Annotated in this window: 13 protein-coding genes; 9 read left to right on the top strand and 4 right to left on the bottom strand. The window is 61.1% G+C overall.

Annotated features, from left to right (window positions below):
- The first annotated feature begins 2 nt into the window (after window positions 1-2).
- The 7 genes from OSJ75_RS17230 to OSJ75_RS17260 all read left to right on the top strand — a co-directional run bounded on the left by OSJ75_RS17230 (window position 3) and on the right by OSJ75_RS17260 (window position 8,840).
- Window positions 3-644 (top strand): RNA-binding protein, encoded by a 642-nt coding sequence (locus OSJ75_RS17230; RefSeq protein WP_250019183.1) that lies wholly within the window; start codon window positions 3-5, stop codon window positions 642-644.
- On the top strand, window positions 641-3,397 hold the full coding sequence (gene infB / locus OSJ75_RS17235) for a translation initiation factor IF-2 (protein ID WP_267228884.1): 2,757 nt from the start codon (window positions 641-643) through the stop codon (window positions 3,395-3,397). The genes OSJ75_RS17230 and infB overlap by 4 nt, the downstream gene beginning before the upstream one ends.
- A gap of 72 nt (window positions 3,398-3,469) precedes the next feature.
- Entirely contained in the window at window positions 3,470-3,925 is a 456-nt protein-coding gene (gene rbfA, locus OSJ75_RS17240; RefSeq protein ID WP_250019181.1) for a 30S ribosome-binding factor RbfA, read from the top strand.
- Between the two features lie 15 nt (window positions 3,926-3,940).
- Window positions 3,941-4,906, top strand: coding sequence for a tRNA pseudouridine(55) synthase TruB (gene truB / locus OSJ75_RS17245; protein ID WP_267228885.1), 966 nt, complete (start codon window positions 3,941-3,943; stop codon window positions 4,904-4,906).
- A 190-nt stretch (window positions 4,907-5,096) separates the two neighbouring features.
- Entirely contained in the window at window positions 5,097-5,366 is a 270-nt protein-coding gene (gene rpsO, locus OSJ75_RS17250) for a 30S ribosomal protein S15 (protein WP_250019179.1), read from the top strand.
- A gap of 209 nt (window positions 5,367-5,575) precedes the next feature.
- Entirely contained in the window at window positions 5,576-7,720 is a 2,145-nt protein-coding gene (gene pnp / locus OSJ75_RS17255) for a polyribonucleotide nucleotidyltransferase (protein WP_267228886.1), read from the top strand.
- A gap of 103 nt (window positions 7,721-7,823) precedes the next feature.
- Window positions 7,824-8,840 carry a class I SAM-dependent methyltransferase gene (locus OSJ75_RS17260; protein ID WP_250019177.1) on the top strand — a complete coding sequence of 339 codons (1,017 nt, stop codon included), beginning with the start codon at window positions 7,824-7,826 and terminating at the stop codon, window positions 8,838-8,840.
- 36 nt (window positions 8,841-8,876) lie between these two features.
- On the opposite strand, the gene fabI is transcribed toward OSJ75_RS17260, so the two are convergent.
- Genes fabI through fabA form a run of 3 tightly spaced genes read right to left on the bottom strand, consistent with a single transcriptional unit; the run spans window position 8,877 to window position 11,471 of the window.
- Window positions 8,877-9,692, bottom strand: a complete 816-nt coding sequence (fabI, locus tag OSJ75_RS17265) for an enoyl-ACP reductase FabI (protein WP_250019176.1) — start codon at window positions 9,690-9,692, stop codon at window positions 8,877-8,879.
- Between the two features lie 9 nt (window positions 9,693-9,701).
- The gene (gene fabB / locus OSJ75_RS17270) at window positions 9,702-10,928 is read right to left on the bottom strand and encodes a beta-ketoacyl-ACP synthase I (protein WP_250019175.1); all 1,227 of its coding nucleotides are present in this window, start codon (window positions 10,926-10,928) and stop codon (window positions 9,702-9,704) included.
- A gap of 27 nt (window positions 10,929-10,955) precedes the next feature.
- A complete protein-coding gene (gene fabA, locus OSJ75_RS17275) occupies window positions 10,956-11,471 on the bottom strand; it encodes a 3-hydroxyacyl-[acyl-carrier-protein] dehydratase FabA (protein ID WP_250019174.1) in 516 nt (171 codons plus the stop codon).
- Between the two features lie 311 nt (window positions 11,472-11,782).
- Between fabA and irrA the strand changes: the two genes are divergently transcribed.
- Entirely contained in the window at window positions 11,783-12,214 is a 432-nt protein-coding gene (irrA, locus tag OSJ75_RS17280) for an iron response transcriptional regulator IrrA (RefSeq protein ID WP_250019241.1), read from the top strand.
- Window positions 12,215-12,241: 27 nt separating this feature from the next.
- Here irrA and OSJ75_RS17285 read toward each other — a convergent pair whose 3' ends face one another.
- On the bottom strand, window positions 12,242-12,802 hold the full coding sequence (locus OSJ75_RS17285; RefSeq protein ID WP_416362580.1) for an SH3 domain-containing protein: 561 nt from the start codon (window positions 12,800-12,802) through the stop codon (window positions 12,242-12,244).
- Between the two features lie 181 nt (window positions 12,803-12,983).
- Here OSJ75_RS17285 and OSJ75_RS17290 point away from each other — a divergent pair, with 181 nt between their 5' ends.
- Entirely contained in the window at window positions 12,984-13,985 is a 1,002-nt protein-coding gene (locus OSJ75_RS17290) for a 2-hydroxyacid dehydrogenase (RefSeq protein ID WP_250019239.1), read from the top strand.
- Window positions 13,986-13,992: the final 7 nt, after the last annotated feature.

The raw sequence follows: 13,992 nt of genomic DNA on the forward strand, positions 1-13,992 counted from the left end.
ACATGAACGACAGGACGTGCATCGTTACGCGCGAGGCGGGTTCTGCCGAGGACATGATCCGCTTCGTGGCCGGGCCCGATGGTGTGGTTGTACCGGACCTTAAGCACAATCTTCCCGGCAGGGGGTGTTGGATTAAGGCGCAACGGCGCTATATTGACGAGGCGGTAAAGCGGAAGCTGTTTCCGCGCGCCCTGAAAACCAATGTGATCGTGCCGGATGATTTCGGCCAGATTGTCGACCGAATGCTGGTAAAATCGGCTTTGGGCAGTTTTGGGTTGGCGCGCAAGGCCGGTGTTGTGATAACAGGGGCCGCAAAAGTGGATGCCGCCATACGCAATGGCACAGCCGGATTGGTGCTTCATGCGTCCGAGGCCGCCGAAGATGGCGTCCGCAAGCTTGACCAGGCCCGCCGTTCGGTTGTTTATGCGGGCGGGCCGGAAATACCCGCTCTTTCATTGTTCGAAAGCAATGAAATGGATTTGGCATTGGGCGGGGTAAATGTGATACATGCTGCCGTGCTCAAGGGAACGGCAGCTGCCGGGTTCACGAAGCGAGCCTGGCTGCTACAGCATTTTCGCGATGGTCTTGACAGCAAGGCTGACGCTAAGGCGGCGACTGTCGCGAAGGAAACGGAAACGGAATGAGCGATACAAAATCGACCGACGACAAGACGCTTGGCGTCAATAAGAAAACCCTGACCTTGAAGCGGCCCGGTGTAGAACAGAGCACAGTGCGGCAGAACTTCAGTCACGGCCGCACGAAGTCTGTTGTCGTGGAAACGAAGAAGCGCAAGTTCAATATACCGGACCAGAAGCCGGAGCCTGCACCCGCCGCTGCCGCCGCACCAGCGCCCGCTCCAGCACCTGCGCCGGCGCCGACAGTGCAGCCCGCAGCGCCGCAGACGGCTGCCGCGACCCCGGCGCCGCGCCCGGCGGCACCTGCTGCGCCGAGCCAGCCGGCCCAGGTCGCGCAACCCGCGCAGCCCTCGCAACCGGCAACGCGTGCCCCGGCAGCGCCATCGCGTGGCCAGCCGCCGCAGCGTCCCGCGCAACAGCCCTACCGGCCATCCGGCCAGCGCTCCAATGAGCGCTCGGGCATGGTCTTGAACACGCTTTCGGCTGCCGAGATCGAAGCGCGCCGCAAGGCGCTCGAAGGTTCCAAGGCACGCGACCTCGAAGATCGGGCCAAGGCCGCCATCGAAGCGAGCCGCCGCGCCGAGGAAGAGGCCTTGCGGGCGAAGGAGCGTGAGGAATCCGCACGCCGCCAGGCCGAGGAAGAAGAACGTCTGCGCCGCGAAGCCGAGGCAAAGAAGCGCGCCGAGGAAGAATCCCGCAAGCGCCAGCCTGATGCAAAGGTCGAGGACGCCGGCGCCAAGCCTGTCCAGCGCCGGCCGAACGCCGCCGAAGAGGATGAGAGCCGTCGCGGGCCGAGCGGCGCACGCCGCAGCGGTCCTGGCGTTGCAGCCAAGCCCGAAGTGCGCGCGCCGAAGGTCGTCAAGGGCGAGGACGAACGTCGCCGTGGCAAGCTCACGCTCGGTTCGGCGCTCAACGAGGAAGGGCGCAGCCGTTCCCTGTCCGCAATGCGTCGTCGCCAGGAGAAGTTCAAGCGCGGCATGCAGCAGGAAACGCGCGAGAAGATTGCCCGTGAGGTTATCCTGCCTGAAACGATCACAATCCAGGAACTGGCCCAGCGTATGGCTGAGCGTTCGGTCGACGTCATCAAGTTCCTCATGAAGGAAGGTCAGATGATGAAGCCGGGCGATCTGATCGACGCCGATACGGCACAGCTGATCGCCGAGGAATTCGGCCATACGGTTCGCCGCGTCGCCGAGTCGGACGTCGAGGAAGGTATCTTCAACGTCGAGGACGATGCGGAAGCTTTTGTTTCGCGGCCTCCCGTCGTCACGATCATGGGTCACGTCGATCACGGCAAGACCTCGCTGCTCGATGCCATCCGCAAGGCGAACGTCGTTTCGGGCGAAGCCGGCGGCATCACGCAGCATATCGGCGCCTATCAGGTCGAGCAGAATGGTCAGAAGATCACCTTCATCGACACGCCGGGCCACGCCGCCTTTACCGCGATGCGTGCACGCGGCGCACAGGCGACGGATATTGCGATCCTCGTGGTTGCGGCGGATGACAGCGTCATGCCGCAGACCATCGAATCGATCAATCATGCCAAGGCTGCCGGCGTGCCGATCATCGTTGCCATCAACAAGGTCGACAAGCCTTCCGCTGATCCGCAAAAGGTCCGCAACGGCCTGCTGCAGCACGAAGTCTTCGTGGAATCCATGGGCGGCGAGACGCTGGACGTGGAAGTTTCCGCCAAGACCGGAGCCGGTCTGGACAAGCTTCTGGAAGCCATCCTGCTTCAGGCGGAAATTCTCGATCTCAAGGCAGACCCGAGCCGCACGGCGGAAGGCGTGGTCGTCGAAGCCAAGCTCGAGCGCGGGCGGGGTTCCGTCGCGACCGTTCTCGTGCAGAAGGGTACGCTTCATCCTGGCGATATCATCGTTGCCGGCAGCGAATGGGGCCGTGTCCGCGCCCTGGTCAATGACCGCGGCGAGAACATGAAGGAAGCTGCGCCGGCAACGCCGGTCGAGGTGCTCGGCCTGCAGGGGCCGCCCCAGGCAGGCGACCGTTTCGCCGTCGTGGAGAATGAGGCAAAGGCGCGCGAGATTTCCGAATATCGCACCCGTCTCGCCCGTGAAAAGGTCGTGGCCCGCCAGGCCGGTTCACGCGGTTCGCTGGAACAGATGATGTCCCAGCTGCAGGTCACCGGGCAGAAAGAATTCCCGCTGCTCATCAAGGGCGACGTGCAGGGTTCGATCGAAGCCATCGCCGGTTCGCTCGACAAGCTTGGCACCGACGAGGTTCGTGCGCGGATCATCCATTCGGGCGCCGGCGGAATCACCGAGAGCGACATCGCGCTGGCGGAGGCCTCCAATGCCGCCATCATCGGCTTCAACGTGCGTGCCAACAAGCAGGCGCGTGATGCAGCCGAGCGGGCCGGTATCGAAATCCGCTATTACAACATCATCTACGATCTGGTGGATGACGTTAAGGCGGCCATGTCGGGACTTCTTTCGCCGGAACGGCGCGAAACCTTCCTCGGCAATGCCGAAATCCTGGAGGTGTTCAACATCACCAAGGTGGGCAAGGTCGCCGGTTGCCGTGTTACCGAAGGCAAGGTCGAACGTGGCGCCGGCGTGCGCCTCATCCGCGACAATGTCGTCATTCACGAGGGCAAGCTCAAGACGCTCAAGCGCTTCAAGGATGAAGTGTCCGAAGTGCCGGCTGGCCAGGAATGCGGCATGGCGTTCGAGAACTATGATGACATTCGCGCAGGCGATGTGATCGAGGCCTTCCGCGTCGAACATGTAACCCGTACGCTGTAATCATAGCGTTCGCATAGAAAATACGAGGATCGCCGGGCTCACCGGCGGTCCTCGTCTGCATGGAATATAATCATGGCCCGCTTTTCAACAGGATCTGGTCCCTCACAACGCCAGCTGCGCGTGAGCGAGCAGGTTCGTCACGCCGTTTCGCAGGTGCTGCAGCGCGGCGACGTGCGTGACGCGACGCTCGACAACGCCGTTGTCGCCATTTCGGAAGTGCGCATGTCGCCGGACCTGAAGATCGCAACCTGCTTCGTCTCGCCCATCGGCGCGGCCAATTCCGACGCGGTTATCGAAGCGTTGAACAAGCATGCGAAATTCATCCGCGGCAGGGCGGCAACCCATCTGCGGCAGATGAAATACATGCCGGAATTCCGCTTCCGCATCGATACCAGCTTCGACAATTACGCCAAGATCGACGCCTTGCTGCGGAAGCCGGAAGTCACGCGCGATCTCGAGGATGATCAGGACGATGATGATGGCGGCGCTCCCAATCCGGGCGACGTACCGGGCCATGGCGATAATTGAGGCGGCAACGGGCAGATGACACGTCAGCGCAAGAAGAAGGGCCGTCCGGTTTCGGGCTGGCTGGTGTTCGACAAGCCGAAGGGCATGGGCTCGACCGACGCCGTTTCGAAGATCAAATGGCTGTTCAAGGCAGAAAAGGCCGGCCACGCGGGGACGCTTGATCCGCTGGCGTCGGGCATGTTGCCCATTGCGCTTGGCGAAGCGACAAAAACCGTACCCTATGTCATGGACGGCGCCAAAATATACCGGTTCACCGTCGCCTGGGGCGCCGAGCGCACCACGGACGATCTCGAGGGCGAGGTTACGCTCACCTCGGACCAGCGCCCGGACGAAACCGCGATCAAGGCGCTGCTCCCGAAATATACCGGCGTGATCATGCAGACGCCGCCGAAGTTCTCGGCGATCAAGATTGCCGGCGAGCGCGCCTATGACCTGGCGCGGGGCGGCGAGGAAATCGAGATACCGGCACGCGAGGTCGAGATCGATCGGCTCGACCTTCTGGAATTGCCGGACGCGAACAGTGCCGTCTTTGAAGTCGAGTGCGGCAAGGGCACCTATGTCCGGTCTCTCGCCCGCGACCTGGGCCGGGAACTCGGCTGCTACGGCCACGTGACCGACCTGCGCCGTGTCGAAGTGGCGCCTTTCGGTGAAGCGGACCTCGTAACGCTGGAGGAGCTGGAGGCCGCTCATCCGGCCGCGCCGGCAGAGGATGCCGACAATTCCTATGCCGCCATTGCGGAACGCTTTTCCGTCATGGACGAGTTCCTGATCGATACGGTCGCCGCTCTGGAAGACCTGCCGCAGCTGGCCGTCTCCGAGGATCAGGCGCACAGGATACGCATGGGCAATCCCATCATCCTGCGCGGCCGCGATGCCCCGGTGGAGGCCGACGAGGCCTGTATCACCATTCGCGGCAAGCTCCTGGCGATCGGCTTTATCGAAAACGGCCAGTTCAACCCCAAGCGGGTGTTTACCGCCTGACGCGGGCGAGGGCTGAAGGTCGTGACCGCTGAGGCGCTGTCGGCCGCAGAAACATTTGCGGCTGGTAATTTGCGGCGTTTTCGACTATATGCGGCCCAGCGGCAATTGGTTTGCTGCCTAAACCGGCCCCCGCTGGACGACATCCCGGCCGTGGGCATCCCCTTTTCCTCTTCTCTAGAAAGGATATACGATGTCGGTTACCGCTGAACGCAAGCAGGCGATCATCACCGAATATGCAACCAAGCCAGGCGATACCGGTTCTCCGGAAGTCCAGGTGGCAGTTCTGACGGAACGTATCGTCAACCTGACCGAGCACTTCAAGGACCACAAGAAGGATAACCATTCCCGCCGTGGCCTGCTCAAGCTGGTTTCAACGCGCCGCAGTCTTCTTGATTATCTCAAGAAGATCGACGAAGGCCGCTACCAGACCTTGATCGGAAAGCTCGGCCTGCGCCGCTAACGCATTTGACCGGCGGTAGCGCTTCTGCGTTGCCGCCGGTTTCCCTATCGCCTCGGCGGTAGTATAAACCATGAGACAGGTCATGGGGCAGGATTGCAGGCAACTCGTGAACGGGAGTTGCGCGTTGTCTTGCCCGTGATTGGTCTGAACGAAACGGAAGGAATGCGCCCGCCAAGGGGCGGCCCGCTTTCTTCACTCAAGGACAAGATATGTTTAATCAACACAAAGTTGAAATCGAATGGGGCGGTCGTCCGCTCATTCTCGAGACAGGCAAGATCGCCCGTCAGGCTGACGGCGCGGTTCTCGCCACCTATGGCGAGACTGTCGTTCTCGCCACCGTGGTCTCCGCCAAGGAGCCGAAGCCCGGCCAGGATTTCTTCCCGCTGACCGTCAACTACCAGGAAAAGACCTATGCCGCCGGCAAGATCCCGGGTGGCTACTTCAAGCGTGAAGGTCGCCCGAGCGAAAACGAGACGCTTGTTTCGCGCCTGATCGACCGTCCGATCCGTCCGCTTTTCGCCGACGGCTACAAGAACGACACGCAGGTCGTCCTGACCGTCATCCAGCACGACCTCGAAAACAATCCCGACATCGTCTCGATGATCGGTGCTTCTGCTGCTCTCACGCTGTCGGGCGTGCCCTTCATGGGCCCCATCGGCGGCGCGCGCGTCGGCTATATCGGCGGTGAATACAAGCTCAATCCGACCGTCGACGAGATGGTGGAATCGAGCCTCGATCTCGTTGTTGCCGGTACGGGCGACGCGGTCCTGATGGTCGAGTCGGAAGCCAAGGAACTGGCCGAAGACGTGATGCTCGGCGCCGTGATGTTCGGCCACAAGAGCTTCCAGCCCGTCATCGACGCGATCATCAAGCTCGCCGAAGTCGCCGCCAAGGAGCCGCGCGAATTCGCTGCCGAGGATCTTTCCGCAGTGGAAACCGCGGTGCTCAAGGTCGTCGAAGCCGATCTGCGCGAAGCCTACAAGATCATCGACAAGCAGAAGCGCTACGCTGCGCTCGACGCTGCCAAGGCCAAGGTCAAGGCGCATTTCTTCCCCGAGGGCGTCGAGGAACCCGAATATTCGCAGGAGCAGATTGCGACCGTATTCAAGTCGGTTCAGGCGAAGATCGTTCGCTGGAACATTCTCGACACCGGCTCCCGCATCGATGGCCGCGATCTGAAGACCGTTCGTCCGATCGTTTCGGAAGTTGGCCTTCTGCCCCGCACGCACGGTTCGGCCCTGTTCACGCGCGGCGAGACGCAGGCGATCGTGGTTGCCACGCTCGGAACCGGCGAAGACGAGCAGTATGTCGACTCGCTGACCGGCATGTACAAAGAAACCTTCATGCTCCACTACAATTTCCCGCCCTTCTCGGTCGGTGAAACGGGTCGCATGGGTTCGCCGGGACGTCGTGAGATCGGTCATGGCAAGCTCGCATGGCGCGCCATCCATCCGGTCCTGCCGGCCAAGGAACAGTTCCCCTACACGTTGCGTGCCGTTTCCGATATTACCGAGTCGAACGGTTCGTCGTCGATGGCGACTGTCTGCGGCACCTCGCTGGCACTGATGGATGCCGGCGTTCCGCTGCTCCGCCCGGTTGCCGGCATTGCCATGGGCCTCATCCTCGAAGGCGAGAAGTTTGCCGTATTGTCCGATATTCTCGGCGATGAGGATCATCTCGGCGACATGGACTTCAAGGTTGCCGGTACCGATAGCGGCATCACCGCACTGCAGATGGACATCAAGATCGACGGTATCACCGAAGAGATCATGAAGGTCGCCCTGGCGCAGGCCAAGGACGGACGCGTTCATATTCTCGGCGAGATGTCCAAGGCGATCACCGAGGGCCGTTCGGAACTCGGCGAATTCGCTCCGCGCATCGAGGTCATGAACATCCCGACCGACAAGATCCGTGACGTCATCGGTTCCGGCGGCAAGGTCATCCGCGAGATCGTCGAGAAGACGGGCGCGAAGATCAACATCGAGGATGACGGTACGGTCAAGATCGCGTCGTCGTCGGCCAAGGAAATCGAAGCGGCCCGCAAGTGGATCCATTCGATCGTGGCAGAACCCGAAGTTGGTGAAATCTACGAAGGAACGGTCGTCAAGACCGCCGATTTCGGCGCTTTCGTCAATTTCTTCGGCCCGCGCGACGGTCTGGTCCATATTTCCCAGCTCGCATCCGAGCGCGTCGCCAAGACGTCGGACGTGGTCAAGGAAGGCCAGAAGGTCTGGGTCAAGCTGATGGGCTTCGACGAACGCGGCAAGGTCCGCCTGTCCATGAAGGTCGTGGACCAGGAGACCGGCAAGGAAATCGTCCAGGAAAAGAAGGCCGTCGAAGAAGACGCCGAATAATTCCCTGGCTCAATGACAAGAAAGAGCGCGCCCCATGGCGCGCTTTTTCCGTTGGAACGTCCGGCAAGACCGGAAACAGCTTCTATGATGGATTGGCCCGAGAATGACCGCTGGCGCGTTGCAGACATTGTTTCTACCCTTCCGCGAAGGCAATCTGCTTGCCCCCGCCAGCAGCGAACAATGGCTGTTTCTGGGCGCTGCGGCGAGCGCTTCCATCGATGCAGACTGGATCGGCCACCTGACCTGCGTCCAGCCTTTCCGGCCGGACTATCTCGCCCTTAGGGCGGCCGGGCTTGCCGTTGAGCCGCGACCGGCACCGGGCAAGCTGTTCGATGGCGCGCTGCTGCTGATCGGGAAGCACCGGGGCCGGAACGAGGACTGGCTTGCCGAGGCATTGCGGCAGGTGAAACCCGGCGGCATGATCGTCATCTGCGGTCACAAGAAGCTCGGCATCGAGAGCCTGCGCAAGACGGCGAAGGCGATTGCGCCGATAGGGGACAGCCTGTCGAAGAACCATGCGGTGGTCTTCTGGTTCCGCCGCCCCGAAGCGGTCGATCCGGCCGCGCTCGATGCGCTGGCGCTCAAGGAAGGGCTGCTGGATGGGCGCTTCGTCACTGCACCCGGCATGTTCTCGCATTCTGCCATCGACAAGGGCTCAGCCATGCTGGTCAGGCACTTTGCCGGTCGCATTGCCGGCCATGTCGCGGATTTCGGCGCGGCCTGGGGCTATCTCGGCTCCGAGGTCCTGAACGAAGCGGGCAAGCTGAAATCGCTGTCGCTCTACGAGGCGGATTTCGAAGCGCTCGAAGCGGCAAAGAGGAATGTCGGAACGGCAGGCGTTCCCGTCAACTACCACTGGCATGACGTCATCGGCGAGCCGATAACGGAAACCTTCGATACGATCGTCATGAACCCGCCATTCCATGCCGGCCGTGGCGCCGATCCATCGCTTGGCCAGGCCTTCATCGCGGCGGCGGCGAAGCGGCTGAAGCCCGGTGGGCGGCTATTGCTGGTCGCCAATCGGCAGATGCCCTATGAAACCGGGCTGAAAGCCCAGTTCAGGTCTGTGCAATCGCTTGAAGACAATTCGGGTTACAAGGTGATGGAAGCCCGGAAATAACGCATCGCCGAGCTTCTTTTCGGCCGGGTTCTGCCCTTATTCCTTGCCGTCGTCGGAGCTTTTGAGCTCCTCGAGGGTCGGCATCGATACGATATTGTAGCCGGAATCGACGTAGTGAATCTCTCCGGTCACGCCGTTCGACAGGTCGGAAAGCAGATAGAGCGCCGAGCGGCCGACATCCTCGATATCGACGGTGCGGCGAAGCGGTGCATTGCGCTTCTGGTAGGAGAAGATGGCGCGGGCATCGCCGATACCGGCACCGGCCAGGGTGCGGACGGGACCAGCTGAAATCGCGTTGACGCGGATTTTCTCGGGGCCGTAATCGGCCGCAAGATAACGCACCATGGCCTCCAGTGCGGCTTTCGCCACGCCCATGACGTTGTAATTGGGCATTACGCGCGTCGATCCGCCATAGGTCAGCGTCAGGATCGAGCCGCCATTCTTCATCAGCCTGTATGCGCGCTGCGATACTTCGGTGAAGGAAAAGGCGGAAATCACCATCGTGCGGCTGAAATTGTCACGCGTGGTGACATCGGCGTAGCGGCCCTTGAGCTGCGACTTGTCCGAGAAACCAATGGCGTGGACGACGAAATCGATCGATCCCCACTCCTTCTCCAGCGTATCGAACACCGCATCCACGGTCGATATGTCCTCGACATCGCAAGGCAGCAGCAGCTTCGAGCCGAGTTGCGCCGCGAGCGGGGCAACGCGCTTGCCAAAGGCCTCGCCCTGATAGGTGAACGCAAGTTCGGCGCCATTGGCAGCCAGTTCCTTGGCGATACCCCAGGCAATCGAATGGCTGTTCGCGACCCCCATGATGAGACCGCGCTTGCCCTTCATCAATTCACCCATGTTTTCCCCTCAACCCTCGTAACGCTGAAAAACCAGCGAAGCATTCGTGCCGCCGAAACCGAAAGAATTGGTCAGGACGGTATTCAATTTGACGTTGTCGATCCGCTTGCGCACGATTGGCATATCCTCGAATGCCGGATCGAGCTCTTCGATATTCGCGCTTTCCGCGATGAAATCATTATTGAGCATCAGCAGGGAATAGATCGATTCATGCACGCCGGTCGCGCCCTGCGAATGACCGGTCAGCGACTTCGTCGCCGAGATGGGCGGGCAGGCGTCGCCGGTGCCGAACACTTCACGGATAGCCTCTATCTCCTTCAGATCGCCGACCGGCGTCGAAGTGGCGTGCGGGTTGATATAGTCCACCTTGCCGGCGACATTGGCGAGCGCCATCCGCATGCAGCGGGCCGCGCCTTCGCCGCTCGGGGCAACCATGTCCGCGCCGTCGGAGGTCACGCCATAGCCGACCACCTCGCCATAAATCCTGGCCCCGCGCGCCTTGGCGTGTTCCAGTTCCTCGAGAACGAGGACGCCGGCACCGCCGGAAATGACGAAGCCATCGCGGTTCTTGTCATAGGCGCGCGACGCGACGGCCGGGCGATCGTTGAATTTGGAGGACATGGCGCCCATTCCGTCGAAGAGTACGGAGAGGGTCCAGTCGAGATCCTCGCAGCCGCCAGCGAACATCAGGTCCTGCTTGCCATACTGGATCATCTCATAGGCATTGCCGACGCAATGGTTGGACGTGGCGCAGGCGGACGATATGGAATAGTTGACGCCCTTGATCTTGAACCAGGTCGCGAGCGTTGCTGAAGCCGTGGAGGACATGGCCTTCGGCACGGCAAAGGGGCCGACCTTCTTGCTGGAGCCGGATTCCTTGGTCTTTTCCGAGGCTTCGACGATGGTGCGGGTGGACGATCCGCCCGATCCCATGATGATGCCGGTGCGCTCGTTCGAAATGAGTTCTTCCCCGAGCCCGGCATCGGCTATGGCCTGTTCCATCGCTACATGGTTCCATGCGGTGCCACCGCCATGGAAACGCATGGCGCGGCGATCGACAACGGTCGAAGGATCGAGCGTGGGCGCGCCTTTTACCTGGCTGCGAAACCCGAGAGCCGCATATTCTTCAGCGAAAACGACGCCGGATTTAGCCTCGCGCAGAGATTGCAAGACTTCCTGCACATTATTGCCGATAGAGGACACGATGCCCATGCCCGTCACAACCACTCGCCGCATTGCGATCTCCCTGAAGGCGCCCGAAACTCAGGCGGCGCTTTCCTTGAACAAGCCGACACGCAGGTCGGTTGCCTTATAGATAGTTTCTCCGTCGGCCTTTAACCAGCCGTCGGCGATGCCAAGCACCAGCCGACCGCGCATGACGCGCTTGAAGTCGATGCCATATTCAACGAGTTTCGTCTTCGGCGTCACCATTCCGGTGAACTTGACCTCGCCGGTGGAAAGGGCGCGGCCCTTGCCGGGCTCGCCGAGCCAGCCGAGATAGAAGCCGGTAAGCTGCCACATGGCGTCGAGCCCCAGGCAGCCCGGCATGACCGGGTCGCCGATGAAGTGGCAGGGGAAGAACCAGAGGTCCGGTTTGATATCGAATTCGGCGCGGATATAGCCCTTGCCATTCTCGCCGCCGGTTTCGGATATTTCGGTGATGCGATCGAACATCAGCATGGGTGGCGCAGGCAGCTGGGCATTGCCTTGGCCGAACATTTCTCCCCGAGCACAGGCCAGGAGCTCATCATACCCGTAGCTTGATTTCTGTTCTGGCATTCTTTCTCCCATCGGTAACTTCAATCCCGCACATGGTGCCGGAGCCCAGGCGCGAGACCCTATCACAGAGTGTTTCCGCCTGAAAACGCTTCCTAGAGCAAAGCGGGGGCAAATGGAACCCTTGCTTTGCATGGGAGACCTGCACGTTCCCATGGGCGAATTGCACCCTCGGACCGCCCTTTTGCCCGGACCGGCCCCGTAATTGCAGCCTATTGATCGATTCCGCAAGACCGCATATATGAATGATAAGTTTGAGTGGGTGAAATCGACGCTGGACTTGAGAAACTGGTTAACGGAGTGGCATGAGCGCCATGCATATATCGTACCAAATCGATGAGGATGTGCCGCTGGAGGAGCGCCTGCGCTTTGCCGGGCTGCGGCCGACCCGCCAGCGTATCGCACTTGCCAATCTGATCTTTTCAAAAGGCGACAGGCATCTTTCGGCTGAAGAGCTGCACGAGGAAGCGCTGGGCGCCGACGTCCCGGTTTCCCTGGCGACCGTCTACAACACGCTGCACCAGTTCACCCAGGCCGGGATGCTGCGCATTCTGGCGGTCGAGGGTGCGAAAACCTATTTCGACACCAATGTCTCCGATCATCATCACTTCTTCGTCGAAGGCGAAAATGAAGTGATCGACATTCCCGATGGCGCTGCCATGGTTGGCAATCTGCCGCCGGTGCCCGAGGGAATGGAGATCGTGAACGTCGATATCGTGATCCGCCTGCGCAAGAAGCGCAGCTGATCTTTCGCGTCGGCTGCGGCCATTATCTCAGTCTTCGAATTTTTCGCCGGGATAGGCGCCCCAGATATCCGTCTGGCGCATCCAGCCGCTCGTGCCACTGAAGACCACGCGGCAGAAATCGCCATCGCAGGTCTTGAGGGTGCCGAGCACGCCGGGCTGGACCTTGGCGACGACGGGCGCCTTGTCATCCGCGTTTCGGTAGACGTTCAGCATGAAGCCGTCCTTGTCGCGCTGCCAGGGCGCGGTCAGCGCGGTGCGCTTGCCCGAGAGCAGGGATTGGTAAACCCAGCCCTCTGTGCCCTCTGAATCGCGTATGCGCCGCCAGTTGTCATATTCCTGGATGATCTCGACGGGCAGGCCGGACTTGAGGAACAGCCAGGTCACAGCGTAGTCCCGTCCCGGACCGACGCGGAGGTTGACCCGTCCGGGCTTCAGGCTGACGAAACGGGGCAGGGGCAGGCCGCTCGGTCCCACCTGGCCCGCGGCGATCGCGCTGGTGGCACTTGGCACGCCAATGGCCGAAGCGGGCACGAGTGCAGTCGCTATTGCGGCGGCAAGGAGGTACGGGCGGAGTATCTTGGCAGTCAACAATGTCAGTCCTTCATCGCCGTCCTGGCCACGACTCCATGGGTCGATTTGACGGCGATCCTGTTTTTCTTTGTCTTTGATGCGCCGCCTTGGTAGACATTTGAACGGACGGCGCAACAGCATTGCAGTTTGCAACGACTTGGTTAAAGAGGTCTCAATAGGCTCGCTGAAAGGGAGGGGAATATTGGTTAACAAAAAGCCTCTGGTCGTCATCACCCGCAAATTGCCGGACCCGATCGAGACCCGCATGCGCGAGCTTTTCGAAGCGCGCCTCAATGTCGACGACAGGCGGCTATCAAAGGCGGAACTCGTCGAGGCCGTCGCCCATGCCAATGTTCTCGTGCCCGCCGTGACGGATCGCATCGACGCGGAGATCATCAATGCAGCCGGTCCCAACCTTAAGCTGATCGCCAATTTCGGCAATGGAACGGACAATATCGATGTCGGCGCGGCTGCGGCCCGCGGCATTACGGTAACCAATACGCCGAATGTCCTCACCGAAGATACCGCGGACATGACGATGGCCCTGATGCTGGCGGTACCGCGCCGCCTTGTGGAAGGCGCCTCCATCCTGCTCGACGACGGAAAATGGGAAGGCTGGGGCCCGACATGGATGCTAGGCCGCCGTATATGGGGCAAAAGGCTCGGCATTGTCGGCATGGGGCGGATCGGCACGGCGGTCGCGCGCCGCGCCAAGGCATTCGGCCTGTCGATCCACTACCACAACCGCAAGCCCGTAAGCCCGAAGACCGAGGAAGAGCTGGAAGCCACCTATTGGGACAGTCTCGACCAGATGCTGGCGCGGATGGACATCATTTCGGTGAATTGTCCTTCGACGCCTGCCACTTTTCATCTCCTGTCGGCACGCCGCATCGCGCTGATGCAGCCGAGCGCATTCATCGTCAATACTGCGCGCGGCCAGATCATCGATGAGCAGGCGCTGATCGAACAATTGGAAAACGGCAAGCTCTCCGGAGCTGCGCTCGATGTGTTCGAACACGAGCCCGCCGTGAACTCCAAGCTGCGCAAGCTCGCCAAGGAAGGGAAGGTCGTCATCCTGCCGCATATGGGATCGGCGACGCTAGAAGGCCGCATCGACATGGGCGAGAAGGTCATCATCAACATTCGCACCTTCATCGACGGCCACCGCCCGCCGGACCGGGTCCTGCCGAACAGGGCTTGATGGGTCT

The organism is Phyllobacterium sp. 0TCS1.6A, from assembly GCF_026420825.1.
In the GTDB taxonomy this organism is placed as follows: domain Bacteria; phylum Pseudomonadota; class Alphaproteobacteria; order Rhizobiales; family Rhizobiaceae; genus Phyllobacterium.